The 21,037-nt window shown below is 54.4% G+C and carries 20 protein-coding genes and 1 pseudogene; 16 read left to right on the forward strand and 5 right to left on the reverse strand.

From position 1 onward, the window contains the following. The first annotated feature begins 23 nt into the window (after positions 1-23). The 11 genes from DHf2319_RS04770 (at position 24) to DHf2319_RS04820 (ending at position 8,921) form a co-directional block, all read left to right on the forward strand. Positions 24-986: a P-type ATPase actuator domain-containing protein gene (locus tag DHf2319_RS04770; protein WP_243479675.1), complete on the forward strand. Its 963-nt coding sequence runs from the start codon at positions 24-26 to the stop codon at positions 984-986. Positions 987-996: 10 nt separating this feature from the next. Then, a complete protein-coding gene (gene ccoS, locus DHf2319_RS04775) occupies positions 997-1,146 on the forward strand; it encodes a cbb3-type cytochrome oxidase assembly protein CcoS (RefSeq protein ID WP_243479676.1) in 150 nt (49 codons plus the stop codon). Positions 1,147-1,259: 113 nt separating this feature from the next. After that, positions 1,260-2,762, forward strand: coding sequence for a cytochrome-c oxidase, cbb3-type subunit I (ccoN, locus tag DHf2319_RS04780; RefSeq protein WP_243480011.1), 1,503 nt, complete (start codon positions 1,260-1,262; stop codon positions 2,760-2,762). Between the two features lie 17 nt (positions 2,763-2,779). After that, positions 2,780-3,457, forward strand: a complete 678-nt coding sequence (ccoO, locus tag DHf2319_RS04785; protein ID WP_243479677.1) for a cytochrome-c oxidase, cbb3-type subunit II — start codon at positions 2,780-2,782, stop codon at positions 3,455-3,457. A gap of 1 nt (position 3,458) precedes the next feature. Further along, positions 3,459-3,635: a cbb3-type cytochrome oxidase subunit 3 gene (locus DHf2319_RS04790; protein WP_243479678.1), complete on the forward strand. Its 177-nt coding sequence runs from the start codon at positions 3,459-3,461 to the stop codon at positions 3,633-3,635. 2 nt (positions 3,636-3,637) lie between these two features. Next, complete coding sequence (gene ccoP / locus DHf2319_RS04795; protein ID WP_243479679.1) at positions 3,638-4,588, forward strand: cytochrome-c oxidase, cbb3-type subunit III; 951 nt, start codon at positions 3,638-3,640, stop codon at positions 4,586-4,588. Between the two features lie 46 nt (positions 4,589-4,634). After that, entirely contained in the window at positions 4,635-6,137 is a 1,503-nt protein-coding gene (ccoG, locus tag DHf2319_RS04800) for a cytochrome c oxidase accessory protein CcoG (protein WP_243479680.1), read from the forward strand. 12 nt (positions 6,138-6,149) lie between these two features. Next, positions 6,150-6,359 carry a hypothetical protein gene (locus DHf2319_RS04805; protein WP_243479681.1) on the forward strand — a complete coding sequence of 70 codons (210 nt, stop codon included), beginning with the start codon at positions 6,150-6,152 and terminating at the stop codon, positions 6,357-6,359. A gap of 25 nt (positions 6,360-6,384) precedes the next feature. After that, positions 6,385-6,621: a hypothetical protein gene (locus DHf2319_RS04810; RefSeq protein ID WP_243479682.1), complete on the forward strand. Its 237-nt coding sequence runs from the start codon at positions 6,385-6,387 to the stop codon at positions 6,619-6,621. Between the two features lie 136 nt (positions 6,622-6,757). Further along, on the forward strand, positions 6,758-7,909 hold the full coding sequence (locus DHf2319_RS04815; RefSeq protein WP_243479683.1) for an acyl-CoA dehydrogenase family protein: 1,152 nt from the start codon (positions 6,758-6,760) through the stop codon (positions 7,907-7,909). Between the two features lie 4 nt (positions 7,910-7,913). Then, positions 7,914-8,921: an acyl-CoA dehydrogenase family protein gene (locus DHf2319_RS04820; protein ID WP_243479684.1), complete on the forward strand. Its 1,008-nt coding sequence runs from the start codon at positions 7,914-7,916 to the stop codon at positions 8,919-8,921. On the opposite strand, the gene fnr is transcribed toward DHf2319_RS04820, so the two are convergent. Both fnr and DHf2319_RS04830 read right to left on the reverse strand, forming a co-directional pair. Next, a complete protein-coding gene (gene fnr, locus DHf2319_RS04825) occupies positions 8,909-9,640 on the reverse strand; it encodes a fumarate/nitrate reduction transcriptional regulator Fnr (RefSeq protein ID WP_243479685.1) in 732 nt (243 codons plus the stop codon). The genes DHf2319_RS04820 and fnr overlap by 13 nt on opposite strands. A gap of 88 nt (positions 9,641-9,728) precedes the next feature. Further along, positions 9,729-10,631: a LysR family transcriptional regulator gene (locus DHf2319_RS04830; RefSeq protein ID WP_243479686.1), complete on the reverse strand. Its 903-nt coding sequence runs from the start codon at positions 10,629-10,631 to the stop codon at positions 9,729-9,731. A 131-nt stretch (positions 10,632-10,762) separates the two neighbouring features. On the opposite strand from DHf2319_RS04830, the gene clpB reads away from it, so the two are divergent. Together clpB and DHf2319_RS13165 are read left to right on the forward strand one after the other, a co-directional pair. Then, positions 10,763-13,351, forward strand: coding sequence for an ATP-dependent chaperone ClpB (clpB, locus tag DHf2319_RS04835; RefSeq protein ID WP_243479687.1), 2,589 nt, complete (start codon positions 10,763-10,765; stop codon positions 13,349-13,351). 211 nt (positions 13,352-13,562) lie between these two features. Then, positions 13,563-14,600 carry a glycosyltransferase family 2 protein gene (locus tag DHf2319_RS13165; protein ID WP_369810220.1) on the forward strand — a complete coding sequence of 346 codons (1,038 nt, stop codon included), beginning with the start codon at positions 13,563-13,565 and terminating at the stop codon, positions 14,598-14,600. On the opposite strand, the pseudogene DHf2319_RS04845 reads toward DHf2319_RS13165, so the two are convergent. Beyond that, positions 14,562-14,939: pseudogene (locus tag DHf2319_RS04845) on the reverse strand (GtrA family protein); the annotation flags it as partial. The gene DHf2319_RS13165 and the pseudogene DHf2319_RS04845 sit on opposite strands and share 39 nt — an antisense overlap. Between DHf2319_RS04845 and DHf2319_RS04850 the strand changes: the two are divergent. After that, complete coding sequence (locus tag DHf2319_RS04850) at positions 14,875-15,747, forward strand: ChbG/HpnK family deacetylase (protein WP_243479689.1); 873 nt, start codon at positions 14,875-14,877, stop codon at positions 15,745-15,747. The pseudogene DHf2319_RS04845 and the gene DHf2319_RS04850 sit on opposite strands and share 65 nt — an antisense overlap. Here the strand turns inward: DHf2319_RS04850 and DHf2319_RS04855 are convergent. Then, positions 15,723-16,391, reverse strand: a complete 669-nt coding sequence (locus tag DHf2319_RS04855) for an epoxyqueuosine reductase QueH (RefSeq protein WP_243479690.1) — start codon at positions 16,389-16,391, stop codon at positions 15,723-15,725. The two genes, DHf2319_RS04850 and DHf2319_RS04855, sit on opposite strands and share 25 nt — an antisense overlap. 137 nt (positions 16,392-16,528) lie before the next feature. Between DHf2319_RS04855 and DHf2319_RS04860 the strand changes: the two genes are divergently transcribed. Continuing rightward, positions 16,529-17,815: an NAD(P)/FAD-dependent oxidoreductase gene (locus DHf2319_RS04860; protein WP_243479691.1), complete on the forward strand. Its 1,287-nt coding sequence runs from the start codon at positions 16,529-16,531 to the stop codon at positions 17,813-17,815. Positions 17,816-17,829: 14 nt separating this feature from the next. Beyond that, positions 17,830-18,186 carry a hypothetical protein gene (locus DHf2319_RS04865; protein WP_243479692.1) on the forward strand — a complete coding sequence of 119 codons (357 nt, stop codon included), beginning with the start codon at positions 17,830-17,832 and terminating at the stop codon, positions 18,184-18,186. On the opposite strand, the gene glnE is transcribed toward DHf2319_RS04865, so the two are convergent. Next, positions 18,183-21,011: a bifunctional [glutamate--ammonia ligase]-adenylyl-L-tyrosine phosphorylase/[glutamate--ammonia-ligase] adenylyltransferase gene (gene glnE / locus DHf2319_RS04870; protein WP_243479693.1), complete on the reverse strand. Its 2,829-nt coding sequence runs from the start codon at positions 21,009-21,011 to the stop codon at positions 18,183-18,185. The two genes, DHf2319_RS04865 and glnE, sit on opposite strands and share 4 nt — an antisense overlap. Positions 21,012-21,037 lie beyond the last annotated feature (26 nt).

Consider the following 21,037-nt stretch of genomic DNA (forward strand, 5'->3'; position numbering starts at 1 on the left):
GTGGCCTGTTTAGTATTTCAGCTATGCCAAAGTCCATCTTCGCCTTGAATCGCCCATTGACCGTTGACGAAATGATGTCACGCAGGCGCACGCTCGTTCGCTTGGGGCTTGCATGGCTTGCCATGATGCAGGTCATGATGTTCGCATTGCCCGGTTACCTGCGACAGGAGACTTTCGGGCATGACAATCTGGATGTGCTGGATTGGGCCATTTTTTTAATGAACTGGGCTAGCCTGGCTCTGACGGTGCCAGTAATTCTTTACTCGGCTTGGCCCATCTGGAAGGGCGTTGCTCAAGCCTGGCGCGAGCGCCACATCACCATGGATGTGCCGGTGGCCGTGAGCATGATTGCTGCATTTGTACCTAGCGTGATTGCCACCTTGCTGGGTCAAGGTGAAGTTTATTTCGATTCAGTCACCATGTTTGTGGCGTTTTTATTAACCGCCCGATTCTTTGAGCTTCGGGCCAGACAATCCGTTGATAGTTCGCGCTATTCGGACAGGCTGCAACAACTACGCGGGCCTTTGTTGCAACACGCTGACAAGGTTGCCATGTGGTTTGTGGTGGTCCAATTGGCTATCGCGTTTGTCGTCGCATTGGTGTGGTGGGTCATTGATCCTGACTATGCCTTGCCGGTCATGGTTTCTTTGCTGGTGATGAGTTGTCCTTGCGCATTGTCAATGTCTGCGCCAGTGTCTTTGGCTGCCGCTAACGCCACGCTTGCCGCCTATCCTGATATGACCGAAGCGCAAACGAATCGCTTATTTGCCGGCGCACGACGGGTGACCCGTCAAAACCTTTATGGCTCGGTCATCTTTCACTTGGTGAGCACTCCTTTGGCTGCCTTGGGTTTTGTGACGCCGTGGCTGGCAGCTTTGGCGATGTTCGTGTCATCAATTGCAGTGACGATCAATGCATGGCGTCTGTATCGTGAGCCCGAGTCCAGTGGCTCAACGCCGGATTACACCCATCTGGCCCGAACCTGAAGATTGAATTTTGGAAGTCCTTTATTTCCTTTTGCCACTGTCGCTGCTTTTCATTGTGTTGATTGGCGCAGTGCTCTGGTGGGCGGTGTTCTCTGGTCAATATGACGATCCGGACGATGCCGGAAGATCTATTTTGCAAGACGATGACACACCAAAATAAAGCCGCTTGATCCAAATCAAAGCTGCATCGGCGATTGATCTGCATCATTACACATAAGAATTTCTATCACTAAAAATCCGAGGACTTAAACCATGGCTAGCGTACAAGGGACGATGGTAGGTTCGTTTGAGCCGACGACGACTTCCGGGTCGTCAACCAAGGCCACAACAGCCGAATCGTTTAATTACAAAGTAGTGCGGCAATTCGCGATCATGACAGTGGTCTGGGGCATTGTCGGCATGGCTGTTGGTATGTTGATCGCTGCGCAGATGATCTGGCCGGCACTGAATTTTGATACGCCCTGGCTGACATTCGGTCGCTTGCGGCCACTGCATACCAACGCGGTGATTTTTGCGTTTGGTGGCTGTGCTTTGTTTGCCGCATCCTATTATGTGGTGCAGCGTACCTCGCAGGTGCGTTTGTTCTCGGACAAGCTTGCAGCCTTCACGTTTTGGGGGTGGCAGTTGGTCATCGTGGGCGCAGCCATCACCTTGCCCATGGGATTTACCAGCAGCAAAGAGTACGCTGAACTTGAGTGGCCAATCGACATATTGATCACACTGATTTGGGTCGCGTACGCTATTGTCTTTTTTGGCACGATTATCAAGCGTCGTGTCAAACACATCTATGTGGCTAACTGGTTTTTTGGCGTTTACATCCTGACGATTGCACTGTTGCATATCGTTAACAACCTCGAGCTGCCAGTCAGCCTGCTGGGATGGAAGTCCTATTCAATCTATGCCGGCGTGCAAGATGCCATGACGCAGTGGTGGTACGGCCACAATGCAGTGGGTTTTTTCCTGACCACGAGCTTTTTGGGCATGATGTATTACTTCATCCCCAAGCAGGCTGAGCGGCCGATCTATTCCTATCGCCTGTCCATCGTTCACTTTTGGGCGTTGAACTTCACCTACATGTGGGCTGGTCCTCACCACCTGCTCTACACCTCCTTGCCGGACTGGACCCAAGCGCTGGGTATGGTTTTCTCCCTGATCCTCTTGGCACCGTCCTGGGGTGGCATGATTAACGGCATCATGACGTTGTCAGGCGCTTGGTACAAATTGCGTACTGATCCGATTTTGAAATTCCTGGTGGTGTCGCTCTCGTTCTACGGGATGTCGACATTCGAAGGCTCAATGATGTCAATCCGCACCGTCAACGCCTTGTCGCATTACACCGACTGGACGATTGGTCACGTGCACTCGGGTGCCTTGGGTTGGGTCGCCATGATCACGTTTGGCTCACTGTACTACCTGATTCCGCGCCTATGGGGCAAGGACCGTATGTGGAGCATGCGCTTGGTTGAAACTCACTTCTGGGTGGCAACGATCGGTGTGGTTCTATACATCGCAGCCATGTGGATTGCCGGTGTGATGCAGGGTCTCATGTGGAGAGCAACAGAACCGGATGGCACTTTGACATACAGCTTTGTAGAGTCGGTTAAGGCGACCTATCCGTTCTATGCGATTCGTCTGCTCGGTGGAACGTTGTACCTCTTCGGTATCTGCCTGATGGCCTACAACGTGTTCAGAACGGTGGTTGGCGCCAAAGCGGTTAACCCCTTGGTGCCCACAGAGACCCAGGATCCGATCCGTCCTGCCGCTAGTGCTGCTTGATATATAGGTATAGAGAAATGGCTAACGAAAAAAAACCTTTCTTCTCACACGAGACGCTGGAAAAGAATATCGGCTTGCTGATTATTGCCAGTATCGTGGTGGTGATGTTTGCGGGTCTGGTTCAGATTGTGCCGCTGTTTTTTCAGCACAGCACCACTGAACCGGCGCCTGGCGTCAAACCCTATCAACCGCTTGAGCTGATTGGGCGTGATCTCTACATCCGCGAAGGTTGTGTAGGTTGTCACTCACAACAGGTTCGTATGCTGCGCGCTGAAGTTCAGCGCTACGGTCCGTACTCGGTTGCGGGTGAGTCTGTCTTTGATCACCCATTCCTTTGGGGCTCAAAACGCACTGGGCCGGATCTGGCGCGTATCGGTGGACGTTATTCAGATGAGTGGCATCGGATCCACTTGCGTAACCCACGTGACGTCGTACCCGAGTCCAACATGCCCAATTATCCCTGGCTTGCCAAAAATACGGTTCAAGGCTTGAACGTTCAAGAGCGCATGGTGGCCCTGCGTAAGCTAGGCGTGCCGTATACCGATGAGCAGATTGAACAGGCTCCTGAAGCCTTGGTCGGCAAGACGGAGGAAGATGCTGTGGTCGCTTATCTCCAGAGCTTGGGTGTTGGTGTGCGCAACGCAGCAATGCAGCGTCAAGCCGCAATCGCTAACGACAAGAAGGCGGAGAACTGAAATGGGCGTACTCAATGCAGTAGGTACCGTTCTGGCCATGGTGGTGTTTTTTGGGATTGTTTGGTGGGCGTTTTCGCCAGGGCGCAAAAAGGCCAATGAAGAGGCAGCCAACTTGCCATTTGACTTACCCGATGAGGGCAAACCAAGTGAGCAAAGCAAAAATGGTGAGGTTAAATAGTCATGAGCGATTTCGATAGTGGATTCTGGAGTTGGTGGATCGCCGCCGTTACTGTGATTGGTATCGTTTGGTGTATCTGGTTACTCAATAGCCAAAAGAAGTACCTCAAAAACAGCAAGGAAGAAGAGGTCACGGATACGGGTCATGTTTGGGACGGCAATCTGCGTGAACTGAACAACCCGATTCCTCGCTGGTGGATTGTCATGTACTTGGGCTTTTGTGCCTTTGGTCTAGGCTATCTGGTCTTGTTCCCAGGGCTAGGGGGCTATCCAGGGGTTTTGAGTTACACCTCGGCAGACGAAGTGGAGCAGGCTCAGGCAAAACACTTGGCTTCAGTGCGTCCACTTTATGCCAAGTTCGATGAAATGACGATCCAGCAGATTGCCGCTAACCCTGAAGCGCAGCAAATCGGTCAGCGTCTTTTCTTGAACAACTGTGCGCAGTGTCACGGTTCAGATGCCAAGGGTAGCCCGAGCTTCCCAAACCTGGTCGAAGGCGACTCACAGTGGGGCAGGACACCTGAGGCAATTGAGCACACGATTGTCAATGGACGTCACGGCATCATGCCAGCTTTCACAGGTGTGATCGATGCGTCTGCTGCTGCTGATACGGCGCAGTATGTTCGTTCCCTGTCTGGTCTGGCACATAATCAGTTGGCAGCGATCAAGGGTCAGCGCACTTATATGGCTCAATGTGCGGCTTGCCACGGCGCTGAAGGCAAGGGCAACAAGATGTTGGGTGCTCCCAACCTGACAGACGGTGTCTGGCTTTATGGCAGCTCGGAGCAACGCATCGTCGAGGCCATTATGAAAGGTCGCAATAATCAGATGCCTCCTCAGGGCGGACATCTGACACCTGAGCAAGTGCGCATGTTGACCGCTTGGGTTTGGGGTTTGTCCAACAATCGTCCTGAGCAGGTTGCTTCAAATCAACAGGACGGACAGGCAAAGTAATTACGATACGTTGATCGTAAGCTTTGCCATATTGAGGTAGTTAGGCATGACCACTGAAAGTACCCCAGCACAGCATCTCCCGGAGACTGAAGAGCCGCCGCCATGGCGGCCCGCTGGGGCAAAGCGCAAGACCGCGTCTGATACGTTGGAAGAAACCTTAAAAGACGTACGCCGCAAAATCTATCCGCGCTCGGTGACAGGCTGGTTCGCCGGTTGGCGAGTGATGTTGGTGGTGCTGACGCAGTTGCTTTATTACGGTCTGCCTTGGCTGCAATGGAATGAACGTCAGGCGGTCTTGTTTGATCTGGGCGCTCGTAAGTTCTACATCTTCGGCATGGTGTTGTGGCCGCAGGATGTCATATACCTGACCTTGCTGCTGATCATTTCGGCACTCGCCTTGTTTCTGTTTACCGCGCTCGCAGGCCGTCTGTTCTGCGGGTACGCTTGCCCGCAAACGGTCTACACCGAAATCTTCATGTGGATTGAGCGCAAGGTCGAGGGCGATCGGGTTGCTCGTATTCGGCTCGATGAGTCACCCTTGTCGTTCAAGAAACTCCGTGTCAAGGGCACAAAACATCTGTTGTGGATAGCAGTCGCGTTTTGGACAGGATTTACGTTCATTGGTTATTTCGCCCCCATCCGTGAGCTTGGCGCGAACCTGTTGGCCTTTACGCTCGGTCCCTGGCAATGGTTCTGGTTGTTGTTTTACAGCTTTGCAACCTGGGGCAACGCGGGTTTCCTGCGTGAGCAAGTTTGCAAATATATGTGTCCCTACGCCAGATTTCAGAGCGTGATGGTGGACTCCGATACGTATGTCGTCACCTATGACTACAAGCGAGGTGAGCCCAGAGGGCCCCGCTCCAAGAAAACCGACTACAAGGCTGAAGGCTTGGGTGAGTGCGTTGATTGCAGTATCTGCGTTCAGGTCTGCCCCACCGGGATTGATATTCGGAAAGGCTTACAGTACATGTGTATCGGTTGCGGTGCCTGCGTGGATGCATGCAATCAGGTCATGGAAAAAGTGAACTATCCCAAGGGTTTGATTCGCTACACATCTGAGCGCGGCATTGAAGAGAATTTGAGCGACACTCAGGTCAGAAAACGTCTGTTGCGACCCCGTGTTCTGATTTACTCCACCCTGATGGTTATTATCATCGCAGTCTTTCTTGGGTCACTGGCTACTCGCGAGACCTTGCGCGTTGATATTATTCGCGACCGCGGTGCCTTGGGCCGCGAAGTGCCCGGTGGTCTTATTGAAAACGTCTACCGGTTACAAATCCTCAATGCATCAGAAGAGTCGCTAAGGCTATCCATCTCTGCTGAAGGTCTGCCCGGCCTGAACGTATTGTCCGGTGGTGGTGGCAAGCAGTCCGCTATTGATATTCGAGTTCCGGCTGCGGCCAATTTGTTATTGCCGGTCGTGGTGCAAGCACCCTATGATGCGGGCGAGACAGGTGCTCATCCTATTACGTTCGTGACCGAATCGAGGTCAGAAACTGGCCGACAAACAGAGGTGCGTGAAGCCTCGAGTTTTATTTTTCCACGCTAAAGGAGAACGTCCATGAAGCGAGAACAACCGACAAAACCCTGGTGGCGTGAACCGTGGCCATGGTTCTTGATGCTCGGGCCGTTTGTGGCCATGATTGCGTGTGCTGTCACGATTTCTCTGGCACTACAGCACTTCAAGGATCAACCGATTTACGATGGTGGTGTCAAGCGTGGCCTGGTAGTGGAAAAGTCTGCGAACGCACCGGTTAGTCAACAACCCTAAGGGAGGTTGCGCCATGTGCTCACGCATGATTCTCTGTGTTTTATGGCCATCATTTCTGATGGCAGGCCTCGGCAGTGCGATCGTCTTTGCCTTCATTGACCCGCTCGATGTTGCTATTTTTGGGTACATCCAGCTAGAGCGTGAATGGCTTTATGCCTTCGGATTCTTTCTGTTTTGGTTCATTGGAGCCGGCGCAAGCGCGTTGACTCAGGTCATTCGCCCGCAAAAGGGTGAAGAACCTGGAGCAGAGATTGGTTTCTAATTAGTCAGGGCCAGAGCACGAGTCCTGATGATTTGCGGGTGTTTTTAATACCCTGTTCGTCTTTTTAAAACACACACGCCTTGTATTTCTTGGTTCAATGCAACAGAACCAAGTGTCTTCTTGAGGCGTTGTTTGTATGCTTACTCCATTTGACTATGTGGCTGTTCCGTCAAGTCTTGACGGTTTCCGGCGGGAGGTCCGAACTTTTTTGGATCAAGAGTTAGCCGATCTGCCAGCGCACGTCAGGGCCAGATCTTGGATGGGCACCAGCATTGATTTCAGTCGCAAGCTAGCCAAGCGTGGTTGGCTTGGGTTGACCATTCCGACTAGTCACGGGGGCGCAGGCAAAGATTTTTTTGCGCGTTACGTGTTGTCCGAGGAACTGTTGGTATCTGGTGCACCCGTTGCCGCCCATTGGATCGCCGACCGCCAGAGTGGTCCGCTCATCATGCGGTATGGTACTGAACAACAGAAACAGTTTTATGTGCCCAAGATTTGTCAGGCAGAGGCTTTTTTCTGTATCGGCATGAGTGAGCCCAACAGTGGCTCTGATTTGGCCAGCATCCGAACACGGGCTGAGAGAAACGCTGATGGTTGGCTTTTGAATGGCAGCAAAATCTGGACCACCAACGCACATCATTGTCATTTCATGATCGCCTTGGTGCGTACCAGCGGTCAACCGGCTGACAAACACAACGGCCTGTCGCAACTGATTGTTGATTTGTCCAAGCCAGGTGTAACGATCCGCCCGATCACGGATATGGCTGGCGATGCCCATTTCAATGAAGTGTTTTTTGACAATGTGCAGCTCGATGCAGACGCGTTGATCGGCATGGAGGGGCAAGGTTGGGAGCAGTGCACCGCCGAGTTGGCGTTTGAGCGCAGCGGCCCGGAGCGTATCTACTCCAGCATGGTATTGCTCGATGCCTGGGCTCAGGAGTTGCGTAGCCAGGATTGCCAGGATGCAGATGCCCAGCGATTATTGGGCAGTTTGTTGGCTGAGCTGTGCGCTTTGCGTGGGATGTCGCTGTCGGTGACAGATCAATTGGTTCAGGGCTTTAGCCCAGCTGTGGAAGCATCTGTTGTTAAGGACTACGGCACGGATTTTGAGCAGCGTGTGATACGAGACATTGGCCAGTGGATTGGTGAGCATCCTGAGTTTGCGGTTTCGGGTGAATTGATGAAAGTCCTGGCTTATTTGGAGCAAATGGGTGTCACCTTTTCTTTGCGTGGCGGAACCCGTGAAATCTTGCGCGGCATTATTGCTCGTGGTCTGGCTTTGAGGTAACGAGATGCAGAATGAACTCTATGAATCGCTGGATAAATTGCTGGCTGCGCAGGACCTGCCCGCCAAGATAAGAGCAACTGGTCGAAGCGGTTGCGCTGCTGATCTCGTGGCACCGCTCGTTGAGTCTGGGTTCTTGGATGTGATGGTTTCTGAAGAGGCGGGTGGCGCCGGGCTAGGCTGGGCGCAAGCCTGGGAGGTCCTGTTTGCGGCGGGGCGTCACGGGCTGCCCGTGCCAATGGGTACGACGGTGTTTGCGCGAGCCTTGTTGGCAAACCTGGGTCAGACTTTGCCTGATGGTGCCATCACGGCCAGTGGGTTTGCACAGCTCAATGCCGATGGCGCGTTGGTCGCGCGTGATTTGCCATCCTCGAAACTTTCGACTTACGCCTTGCTGCAGCATCAGGATACGGTGTATTTGTTGCCGCTAAGTCAAGCGCAGATAACAGATGTCGGTGGACCTGGATGTTTTGATGGGCAGGCCACTTGGGCGCCAACGGTGGTGAATCAATCTGCGATCGGCACGGCGCCTCGGGCAATGGTGGCTCATGGTGTCGCACTGGCTTTGGCAGTGCAAATGGCTGGGGTTGCTGCCCGGGTGCTGGAGTTGACTCTGACTTACGCCAATGATCGAGTGCAGTTCGGTAAGCCGATCGGCAAGTTTCAGGCTCTGCAGCAACAAATCAGTGAAATGGCAGAGCTTGTTTACGGTGCCCGTATGGCTAGCCAGATTGGCTGTCAAACTGAACAATGGCAGCCTGAGTTTGAGGCGGCCCGGGTCGCTAAAACCCAGACTAGCGCGGTTGCACCTCGCATAGCAGCCATTGCACATGCAGTTCATGCGGCCATTGGTGTGACCTATGAATATGATTTGCAGCTCTACACACGGCGCCTTTACGAGTGGGCACGCCTAGGTGGAGGTGAGGGCTATTGGGCTCAACAAATTGGTCTGACAGCTTTGTCTGAACCCAATTTGCTCGACTTCGTCAGACAGCGGGTATTTCAGGAGGCTTGATGGCCGGCAAGCTCTTCAAGCGCTTCCATGTCCAATATCCGAATTTCACGTTGGCTGACAGAAATCAGGCCATCGCGCGCAAATCGTGAGAACAACCTGCTGACGGTCTCAAGTGTTAACCCGAGATAGTTGCCGATTTCCTCGCGGCTCATGCGCATGATGAAGTCTGTAGAGGAGTAGCCTAGCGCCGAGAGTCGCTGCGACAGGTTCACCAGGAATGCCGCTAGTCTGGCTTCTGAGCGCATGGATCCTAGCGCGAGCATGACCTGATAGGTGCGCGCAATTTCCTTGCTCATCACGCGCCTGACTTGTTGTTGTAGCGAGGGTACATATCGACTGATATCGTCGATGTCTTTCAAACGAACCACGCAAACTTCTGAGTCTTCCATGGCGACGGCATTGGTGCCGTGCTCGCCATCGAGCATGCCATCCAAGCCGATAATCTCGCCCGGCAGAAAAAATCCCGTGATTTGAACCTGACCAGTTGCTTCCTCAAGCTGGGATTTCACCGAGCCCAAGCGCAGGCCATACAAAGCATCGAGCTTTTCACCGCTGCGATACAAGATATCGCCTTTCTTGAGTTTGATTCGCTCTTTTACCAGTTGATCTAGTTGCTCAACCTCATGGTTCGGCATGCCAGCAGGCAGGCAAACGTTACCCATCATGCAAGTGGCACAGTGAACAGCATCGACAGCGACGGGAACGCGTTTTTGAGACATAGCTAGTTACCAAAAAATTTATATCCGTCAAGTTTGTACGAGTTTTGTACGAAACCCTTCTTTATCATCAGACATCCTAGAATTGATTTTAGTCAAAATAACCACTTTGTCCATAGTGGTACTTTAGCCACTCGACCAGCACTTTCACTCTGAGCGGGGTCAACCGACGCTGTGGCATTAGCGCAAATATCCCGTTAGGCGCGGCACGGTACTGATCCAGCACACTGATCAGTCTGCCGGTTGCAATATCGTGGCTAACTTCCCACAGTGAACGCCAGGCAAGCCCATGCCCATCCAAACACCATTGGTGTAGCACGCTGCCATCACTGCATGCCATTTGCCCTTCGATAGAGTGCCAAACTGCTTGGCCGTCGACTTGAAACAGCCACCCGCGCGTCTGGCCACTACGGGCCGACAGCGGCAGGCATTGATGAGCAGAGAGCTCTGCCGGGTGTTTGGGCACCCCATGTGTTTTTAGGTAGGCAGGCGAGGCGACGACAACGCGTTGGTTCTCGGCAAGTCGTATACCAATCAGGCTTGAGTCCGAGAGTTCGCCGATACGAATGGCGCAATCAAATCGATCATTGGCCAAGTCAACAAAGTCATCACTCAGGTCTAGTGATACTTCAAGTCCCGGATGCTGCTCGCATAACGCCGGCATGAGGGGTGCGACATGACGCCTGCCAAAGCCTGCTGGCGCAGTGATGCGTAAAAGGCCTACCGGTTTTGCGCTACCTTGACCGATGCGGGTTTCAGTTTCCTGCAATGACCTCAAAATTTCTTGTGCCTGGGCGAACAAGGCGTGTCCCTCGCTCGTTAGCGCAAGTTTGCGAGTGCTTCGTACAAACAGGCGCACGCCGAGTCTGGCCTCTAGCGCGTCCACCCGGCGGGCAATCAGGGCGGGCGTCACCCCTTCAGCGCGTGCAACCGCTGAAAAGCTGCCTAGCGTGGCTGAAGCAACAAAGGCTTCAAGCTGTGAGAATCGATCCATGTCCAGATCATAATTGACCAGGCGATAGGTTGTCGTTGCGAGTGGCTGCTATTGAAATAAGCGGTGATGTCCCCACATAGTAACCATTGAGAATAAGCGGGGTAGAACCCGGTCAGAGACGGAATTCAACGATGAGATTCGACAAATTAACCACAAAATTTCAGCAAGCACTGGCCGATGCGCAAAGTCTGGCTGCACGCAATGACAACCAGTTCATTGAGCCGGTGCACGTGCTCGCTGCCATGTTGGCTGATCCGGACAGTGGGGCAGGCAGCCTTTTGGCGCGCGCCGGTGTCGCTGTCAATCGCCTAGGTCCTGCGCTTGAAGCCGAAATCCGCGCCTTGCCTCAGGTCCAAGGCGGTGATGACAACGTCACGGTCAGCCGTGATCTTCAGGCGGTGCTCACGCGTACAGATAAAGAAGCTGGCAAGCGTGGCGATGCTTACATCCCGACAGAATTATTCCTCTTGGCGCTTGTGGACGACAAGGGCCCGGCTGGCCGCGTGCTGGCTAATGCGGGCTTACAGCGCAAGGCGCTCGAGGCCGCCATCGAGGCCGTACGCGGCGGCCACTCGGTCACGGACCAGGAAGGCGAGTCCAAGCGAGAGGCCTTAGCCAAGTACACCACAGACTTAACGGAGCGTGCGCGCGCTGGCAAGCTCGATCCGGTCATTGGTCGTGACGATGAAATTCGCCGTGCGATTCAGATTTTGCAGCGCCGCACCAAAAATAATCCCGTATTAATCGGTGAGCCTGGCGTAGGTAAAACCGCGATCGTGGAGGGGTTGGCGCAGCGTATCGTCAATGATGAGGTGCCCGAAACCTTGCGCGGCAAGAAGGTGCTATCGCTTGATCTGGCGAGCTTATTGGCAGGCGCGAAGTTTCGGGGTGAGTTTGAGGAACGATTAAAAGCAGTACTCAAAGAGCTGGCCCAGGACGATGGCAGCAACATTGTGTTTATCGATGAAATCCACACCATGGTCGGTGCCGGTAAAGCCGAGGGCGCGATGGACGCCGGCAATATGCTTAAGCCAGCCTTGGCGCGCGGCGAGTTGCATTGCATTGGCGCAACCACACTCGATGAGTATCGCAAGTACATCGAAAAGGATGCTGCGTTGGAGCGCCGTTTCCAGAAAGTACTGGTCGATGAGCCTGACGTGGAGTCCACGATCGCTATCTTGCGTGGTTTGCAGGAGAAATACGAAGTCCACCATGGGGTGGACATCACGGACCCGGCGATTGTGGCGGCTGCTGAGCTCTCGCATCGTTACATCACTGATCGGTTCTTGCCCGATAAGGCCATTGACTTGATCGATGAAGCAGCGTCACGTATTCGGATGGAAATCGATTCCAAGCCAGAAGTCATGGATCGGCTTGATCGTCGCATCATCCAGCTGAAGATCGAGCGCGAAGCCATCAAGAAAGAAACCGATGAGGCTTCCAAGCGTCGCCTGCAAATTCTTGAGCAAGAGCTTGAGAACTTGCAGCGTGAGTACAACGATTTTGAAGAGGTCTGGAAAGCAGAGAAAGCCGCTGTTCAAGGCACGCAAGCCATCAAGGAAGAGATTGAACGTGCTCGCGCCGAGATGGCCGAACTGCAACGCAAGGGTCAATTCGACAAGCTCGCGGAGTGGCAGTACAGCAAATTGCCGGAGCTTGAAGCACGCTTAAAGGCGGCCGAGGGGCAAGCTGAGACGGTAGAGGAAAAACCGAAGCTGTTGCGCACGCAAGTCGGTGCTGAAGAAATTGCCGAGGTAGTCTCGCGGGCGACCGGCATTCCTGTCTCCAAGATGATGCAAGGTGAGCGGGAGAAGCTCTTGCACATGGAAGACCATTTGCATCATCGGGTCGTGGGTCAGGACGAGGCAGTTAGCCTCGTGGCAGACGCTATTCGGCGCTCGCGGGCAGGATTGGCTGATCCATCCCGGCCTTACGGTTCGTTTTTGTTTCTCGGTCCCACTGGGGTCGGTAAAACTGAACTGACGCGTGCGTTGGCCGACTTCCTGTTTGATTCGGATGAGCACATGATCCGCATCGATATGAGTGAGTTTATGGAAAAGCACTCGGTTGCTCGCCTGATCGGTGCCCCGCCCGGCTACGTGGGCTATGAGGAAGGTGGTTATCTGACAGAGGCTGTGCGCCGTAAGCCCTACAGCGTGGTGTTGCTCGATGAGGTGGAAAAGGCTCACCCTGATGTATTCAATGTGCTGTTGCAGGTGCTCGATGATGGTCGGTTGACCGACGGTCAGGGTCGCACGGTTGACTTCCGGAACACGGTCATCGTGATGACTTCAAACCTCGGTTCGCAACACATCCAGGCCATGGCGGGCAAGGCATACGATGCGATTAAGGAGGTGGTCTGGGATGAGGTTAAAAATCATTTCAGGCCTGAGTTCCTGAACCGTATCGATGAGGTGGTGGTGTTTCATTCTCTGCAAAGCGACCATATTGAAAAAATCGCTGAGATTCAGATTGAGCGCCTGGCCAAGCGGCTCGAGGCGCAGGAGATGCAGCTCGAGGTCACCCCGGCAGCTTTGGCTGAACTGGCTCGCGCCGGATTTGATCCTGTGTTTGGGGCGCGACCACTGAAGCGTGCCATCCAGCAACAGCTTGAGAACCCGGTGGCCAAACTGATTCTGCAGGGCAAGTTTGGTCCCAAGGATGTGGTGCCGGTTGATTGGCGCGATGGTCACTTCGTGTTTGAGCGAACCCTGCAGTGATTCATGCCAGTAGACTGCGGATTGCGGTGTTGGGCAGTGTGGCGGATGGGCAGCAACTCATCCGCCATTTTTTTGCTTTTTTGCTTACCGTGAGTCTGAGCAGGTATGATGGACACGCTTTACACTCGATGCCCAATACGATGCTAAAACAGTAAGCCCTAACACCATGGTCGATACAACAACTAGCAGCAGCCCCGGTATTGAACGCAGCATGAGTGACTGTATGCTCTCGTGCGTGGTGCCCGCTTTCAATGAACATGACAACCTGGCGGTGTTGTTGCCTAAACTCAAAGTCGCCCTGCAAGGGTTGACCGACGCTTGGGAGGTTATCGTCGTTGACGATGGCAGCAGCGACAACACGTCTGATTTGATGGGCATGCTTTCACGTGAGCCAGGTATTCGGTATCTCCAACTCTCGCGCAATTTCGGTAAGGAAGCAGCGCTGACAGCTGGCATCGAAGCCGCTGAAGGGGACGCGGTGGTACTGATGGATGCTGATCTACAACATCCACCGGCACTGCTTAAACAAATGGTGCAGCGCTGGGAGACCGGCGTGGATATGATTTACGCTGTGCGCGAAAGTCGTGAGGACGAACGCTGGGGCAAACGGATTGGAACGAAACTGTTCTATTCCCTGCTGCGTAGCGAGTCTGGCGTGCAAGTGCCACCGCACGCAGGCGATTTCAGGTTGATGGACCGCGCTGTGGTGACCGCGCTCATGCAATTGCCAGAGCGGGATCGATTCATGAAAGGTCTTTACGCTTGGGTTGGGTTTCGCAGCGAAGCGATACCATTTATGCCTGAAAGCAGGCTCTCGGGTAAAAGCCACTTCAGTGCTTGGCGTCTTTGGCGACTTGCCATGGCAGGTTTGATGTCCTTCACCACCTGGCCATTACGCGCTGTGAGTGTGATGGGGTTCGTTGTCTCGATTTGTTCGTTTCTTTATGGCATATACATCGTGGGTGAGTTCATTCTGTACGACAACCCGGTTGATGGCTGGCCAACCATCGTGACGATTTTGTTGTTTTTCTCGGGGATTAATCTGCTCTCACTCGGTGTGGTCGGTGAATACATCGCCCGCGTTTTTAAAGAGGTCAAACACCGGCCGGTTTATCTGGTGCGCCAGTCAATGGGCGCGTCGGCCCGCACTGAACGCCCAGAAGCGGCTAAAGATAAACGTCAGCGCAGCCACGCCGACCAAAATGAGAGCGAGCAGGAACTCATACGGCAACAGAGTTTGTTTGAGTAGGAGTGCATAGGTTGCTTCGTTGATGGCAAAGCCGAATGCTGACAACAAAAAAAAGCGTCGGATGGCTTGAGTCACCCCGGTGCGTTGATGCCGAAACGTCAATTGATAGTGGCCAGTGAATGACACCCCAAACGCCACGAGCCAGCCAAAGAGATTGGCCACAAGCGGGGTAAGATAACCACCTGAAACTAACAGCACGACCACCACCCAATGCACCAGAGCGGCGGTGGCACCGACCACGACGAACCAGGCAAGTTGGTGAGAGAGTTTTTTCATGGGCAGTGATGCAATCAGTTCTGAGGCAGTTCGTTCAAGTGCAGACAGCAAGGTCATTGCCATCTGTGCGGATGATTATGGGGTTGATCTCCATGTCGATCGTGCCATTGTAGACCTCGCCAGGATCGGTCGGTTAACAGCCACGAGTGTGCTCGTGGATGCCCGGATCAGTGATCAATCGCGCGCGGCGCTCCAAGCGCTGGAAATTGACATCGGTTTGCATCTGAATTTCACAGAAGAGCTCGGTGATTTGTCGGCCGATACCGTGATGCCATTGGGCCAGTTGATTCTGCGTGCACAAACGCGTTGCTTGTCACGCCGCTGGGTGCGACAGAATATAGAGCGTCAATTGAACCGCTTCGAAGCCCTGCTTGGACGTACTCCCGACTATGTTGATGGTCATTTGCATGTGCATCAATTACCCATCATTGGCGATGAGTTGTTGGCTGCTTTGCGTGATCGCCAACTGCCAGCCGGTTTTTGGGTGCGCGATACGCGCGCCGGGGAATTGTCTGACTCGCCGTGGTCGGAGCGATTCAAGTCATGGGTGGTTGGCAATCTTGGCATGCATCGACTCACGCTAAACGCTGCTTCGCAAGGCATTCACACGAACCGGGGCTTTTTTGGGGTTTATGACTTCACCAAGTCACACCGCCCATTTATTGAAATGATGCGTGCTTGGCTAGCTCATGCGGTCCCGGGCGCGTTGATCATGACCCACCCATCCAAGCAAGCGTTGCCGGGCGATCCGATTGGACAAGCCCGTGTTGACGAATACCAGATCCTGGCGAGCGATGCCTTTGGCCATTTGTTGCAACAACAGGGTGTCAGGCTTGCGCGCAGTTCTCAGGCGCTGTCATCCTTGCCGTAGAATTTCACGCCGATCTTGATGCGTTCTCGACCCTGGGCGCGGCGATGGCGGTTGGTGTCGCGCAGCGAATAGACGCAACCGCAGTACTCTTGCTGATAGAACTCTTCGCGCTTGCTGATTTCAATCATGCGCTGCGAGCCGCCGTGCTTGCGCCAGTTGTAGGTCCAGTAGACCAGATCCTCGTAACGCGCGGCAGCGCGTTCGCCACAGCCGTTGATCTGATTCATGTCTTTCCAGCGTGATATGCCCAGTGAGCTCGTGATGGTGTCATAGCCATGCTCGTGGGCGTAAAGTGCTGTGCGTTCAAACCGCATGTCAAAGCATTTGGTGCAACGCTCCCCACGTTCGGGCTCGTTTTCCAGGCCCTTGATGCGCTCAAACCAGTTATCAACATCGTAGTCCGCGTCGATAAATCGGATGCCATGCCGCTCGGCAAACCGGATGTTTTCCTGCTTGCGGATTTCGTATTCCTTGACCGGATGGATATTGGGGTTGTAGAAAAAAATGTCGTAGTCAATGCCCGAGGCGAGCATGGCTTCCATCACCTCGCCAGAGCAGGGGGCGCAGCAAGAATGCAACAACACTTTGCGGCGGCCGTCAGGCAGTTGCAAGCTTGGGCGTAGAGGATCGGTCGGATCTGTCATGAGTTGATCCATCTCAATTAATCTAAGTCAAGTCCATATTTTAATGCCTCTAATGGATTGATCCAACGTCAGCCGATCAGTTTGGTGGGCACTGTGTTGATCGTCCGAGTGTTTCATATTTATTGGTGGAGGCAGTCATGGAGCGTCGAGCATTTTTAGCAGGAGCAGCCGCTTTGGCGGCAGCAGGTTGGGGACCACCCGTGGTGGCTAAATCAGACGCCAAAGCGCGAGTGGTGATTGCCGGTGCTGGCGCGGCCGGTCTGTCGATTGCGTCAAGAGTCGCGCGACAGATGCCCAACGCCACCATCACGATTTTCGATGCGCGTCGTGATCATTATTTTCAACCGGGCTGGACGCTGGTGGGCGCTGGTTGGTGGAAGCCCGGTCAGACAGTTGAGTCCACCAAACGCTACATTCCCTCAGGCGTGAAGTGGGTGGAGCAAAGCATCATCGAGTTCAATCCTGACGCCAATGAAGTCACCGACGCCAGCGGTCAAAAGCACGCCTATGACTGGCTGTTTGTGGCAACTGGCTTGTCGCTCGATTACGACCAGATTCAAGGCATGAGCCGGGATTTGATCGGCATTAAAGGCATTGCCAGCATTTATGCGGGGCCAGAAGCCGCTGCGGCCTCAGCCAAGGTAATCGATGAGTACATTCAGAAGGGTGGCGTGTCGCTGTTTGGACGACCAGCGACCGACATGAAATGTGCCGGTGCACCGCTTAAGATGACTTTCATCACCGAAGACAAAGCCACGCGGGCGGGTCGTCGCGCGGATTGCCAGATTCGCTATGCCGCGCACAATCAGGGTTTGTTTGCTGTCCCGGTGGTCGATGTGCGCGTCAAGGAAATGTTTGCAGAGCGCGGCATTGAGCCGCTCTATAGCCATGTGATCCACAGCCTGGATGCCGACGCCAAGAAAGCCACCTACCAGACGCCCAACGGCTTGGTGACGCTGGACTACGACATGATTCACGTGATTCCCCCGATGAGTGCGCCGCCTTCGGTTCGCAATAGCCCGCTGGCCTGGCAGACTGGGTCACAAGCACCCGGTGGTTGGGTTGAGGTTGACCAAACGACCTTGCGCAGCCCGCGTTATCCGAACGTATTTGCCGTGGGTGATGTTGCTGGCGTACCCAAGGGTAAAACCGCTGCCAGTGTGAAGTTCCAGGTCCCCGTGGCGGTAGACCACATGGTGGCAGCTGCCAACGGCATTGAGTCTCCCAAGCTTTACAACGGTTACACCTCTTGTCCGATGGTCACAGGACTCGGTAAAGCCATGCTGATCGAGTTTGACTATGAGAACAACCTCGTGCCCTCATTCCCGTTCATCGATCCGCTGAAGGAATTGTGGGTGTCTTGGTTTATTGAAGAAAAAGCGCTGCTTGGCACCTATAAGGCCATGTTGCGCGGCTACGCCTGATATGGGGATGCGTCATGGAAGAAATTAGTGTTGCGATGATTGTGGTTACCCTTTGGGAGACCTTTGGGTGGCTGTTTGTGGTCGGGGCTGTGCTTGCTGTGGTGATGTTGTTTCTGTTGTTCAAATCCTTTGTCAGACGCCGCGCAGGACATCAACCGTTTGCGAAGTTGTTCTGGCGCGGTGTGGTGGTCATGCTGATCGCAGCAGCCATCCTCACGCCGTTTGTGCCATTGTGGACACTGGCGCCGATTGGCGACCTACGCGGCCCCGTCGACTATGTGATCGCCTATGCCATGGCGCTTGCCCCGGCAGCTGTGATCGGTGTGCTTTGGGTGTATTTCAGTGCGCTGTCCACACCCAAAGCTTCCTAGGTTGCTGACCCCAACACCGCATCCCAGAGCCGTCTGACGGCGGTTTTGACGGTTTGCATCTCCGCCAAGGGCACTCGTGCCTTGTCGGCGCCCTGCAGTCGCAGGGCGTGTTGGCGTTTGCGCAGCACGCGGTAGGCATCGATGGCTCCCTGGGCAATCTCTTGACCGATTAGGCCGAGTCTGCCGGCAATCCCCAAAAGCGCGATATTGCCCAGGTTCGGTATTAATGCCGGGTGAGTCCGAGCATGGCAAAGCACCAGGTACTGTGTGACGAACTCCAGATCCACCATGCCGCCAGGATCATGTTTCAAGTCAAACAGTTCACTTTTGTTGGGATGACCATCGCTGATTTTTTGACGCATTTCACGCACATCATCAGCGAGCTTTTTAGGGTCGCGCGCCATGCAAAGCACTTCCTGGCGGATCGCCTCAAATGCCTGACCAACCGCAGCATCTCCCGCGGCAAACCGTGCCCGTGTAATGGCCTGGTGCTCCCAGGCCCAGGCATGCTCAGACTGATAGGTTCTGAAGGCTTCGATGGAGACGGTCAATAAGCCCGCGTCACCATCGGGACGCAGGCGTAAATCTACCTCATACAAACGGCCCGACGAAGTCATGGTAGAGAGCCAGGATGTCAAGCGCCTGGCCAATTTGGTGTAACGTTCCGCGGCCTCTGGATCTGGATCGTCAAACAGATAAACCAAGTCCAGGTCCGATGAGTAGCCCAATTCCTTGCCGCCTAACTTGCCGTAGGCGATGATCGCGAAACGAGGCGCCGGCGTGTCACCGGGCTCAGTACGCAGCACCAGGGGCCAGACGCGTTCGATGGTCTGGGCCAGCAGCAAATCAGCCAGCGCGGAGAGTTGGTCAGCGAGTGCCTCAACGGACAGCACGCCGGCCAAGTCCTGAGCCAGCAGCTGGAAACTTAACTGCCGCTGCAAGTCACGCATCAAATTCATTTGCTGTTCGACATCGGCTTGTCCATCAGCCAGCACAGATGCATCCATGTCGGCTTTTAAATTCACCTTGACCCGCTCGAAGTCGATCGGCTCCATCAACGTGCCCCAGTCAATCAGGCTATCGAGCACAACCGGGTTCTGAATCACGTACTGCGCCGCCCAGGGGCTGGCAGCCATGATGCGTGCCACCCGCGCCAGGGTCTCTGGGTATTCGATTAACAGTGCCAGGTAGGCGCTGCGTTGTGCGATCGTTTCAATCAAGTCCAGCAAGCGCACCATGGTAGTCGCTGGTGCCTCTGTGTTCAGTGCCGAGCGCATCAGTAGCGGCAGCAGATCGTCCACGCGTTGACGGCTCTGTGACGGCAATCCGCGGATACGATGGCTATCCAGGAAAGAGTCGATCCGCTGTTTCAGGGGGTTCGCATCATCGCCGAACAGTTCAAATAACTCGGGTACATCTTTGCCCGCACTGGCCAGTGCGGCTGTTTGAGCAGGATCGGCGCTTTGATCGTCCGATGTGGCCGTAGGGTGGGCCTGGTGGCTACCAGCCGCCACAGGCTCATCGCCTGATAGGCCTGCAATTCGAAACGCGTCACGAAACATGGCGGCCACCGCGGTCCGATGACCAGTCAGTGTGCCCTCAAAATCTGTCGGTATCATGCCAAGCGCGTTTGCCAGCGCGATCCTGAGTTCGGGGTCGCTGGGCAACAAATGGGTCTGGGCGTCTTCGCGATACTGCAGGGCATGCTCGACCCGTCGCAAGAATTCATAAGCTTGGCTCAGTTCCTTGGCGGTGGATTCAGGCAACAGCCCCGCGCGTGCCTGAGCCTGCAATGCTTGCAATAACGGCCGTTGTTGCAATGCCGGCATCTTACCGCCCCGAATGAGTTGGGTTAACTGCACCACGAACTCGATTTCCCGAATGCCACCATTGCCGAGTTTGATGTTGTGTTCGGTATCAATACCTTGGCGTGCTGAGGCACGACGTTGCCAGTCCTGGCGAATTCGTTCGCGTAAGTCCCGCAGGGCCGATAAAGCATCAAAATCAAAGTACTTGCGATAGACAAATGGCACACGCATGCTTTCGACATGTTGCTGCGCCATGCTCACATCGCTGTCGGCGAAATACTTCGCCGGCATCAGGCGACCCTTGAGCCAGGCGTAGCGTTCCCATTCCCGTCCCTGGGTAAATAAGTACTGCTCAAAGGCATCGAGGCTCCAGGCCAGTGGTCCTGAATCGCCGTCAGGGCGCAGACGCAAATCGGTACGAAATACATGACCGTTTTCATCTGGTTCCGAAATGATCGGCATCATGCGCCGGGTGACATTCCCAAAAAACTCGTGGTGGGAAATCGGTCGTGCCCCGGTGGTTTCTCCCTCTTCACTGTAGAGCATGATGAGGTCAATATCAGATGAGACATTGAGTTCACCGCCCCCGAGCTTGCCCATCCCGATAATGATCATTTCCATGGGCCGCCCGGTGCTGGCATCCACAGGGGCGCCGTGGCGCGAGACCATTTCCTGCATGACACTGCGATAGGCTTGTTCTACAGCGATGTCGGCTAATTCAGTCATGGCACCGGTCACCTCAGACAAGTTTGCCTGACCAGCCAGATCGCGCACCATCACCGAGAAAAACACTCGCTCGCGTAGCTTTCTGAGAACCCGTCGGCAGTCTGCGACTGAGAGCACAGCATCTTTTAAGGCGCAACCGGCGAGTTCCTCAAACCATGCGTGAATTTGCGCAGTTGAGACTTCAAGCTTGCAAGCTTGCGCGAGCCAGGCTTGTAAATCCGGGCTGGCCTGTAGGCGACGACGTAAAGCACCAGACCAGGCCGAGGCGGTTTGCAAAATATCTTCTCGCATAAGATTTTCTTGGTGTCCCGGTTCAA

This window comes from Orrella daihaiensis (assembly GCF_022811525.1).
In the GTDB taxonomy this organism is placed as follows: domain Bacteria; phylum Pseudomonadota; class Gammaproteobacteria; order Burkholderiales; family Burkholderiaceae_B; genus Algicoccus; species Algicoccus daihaiensis.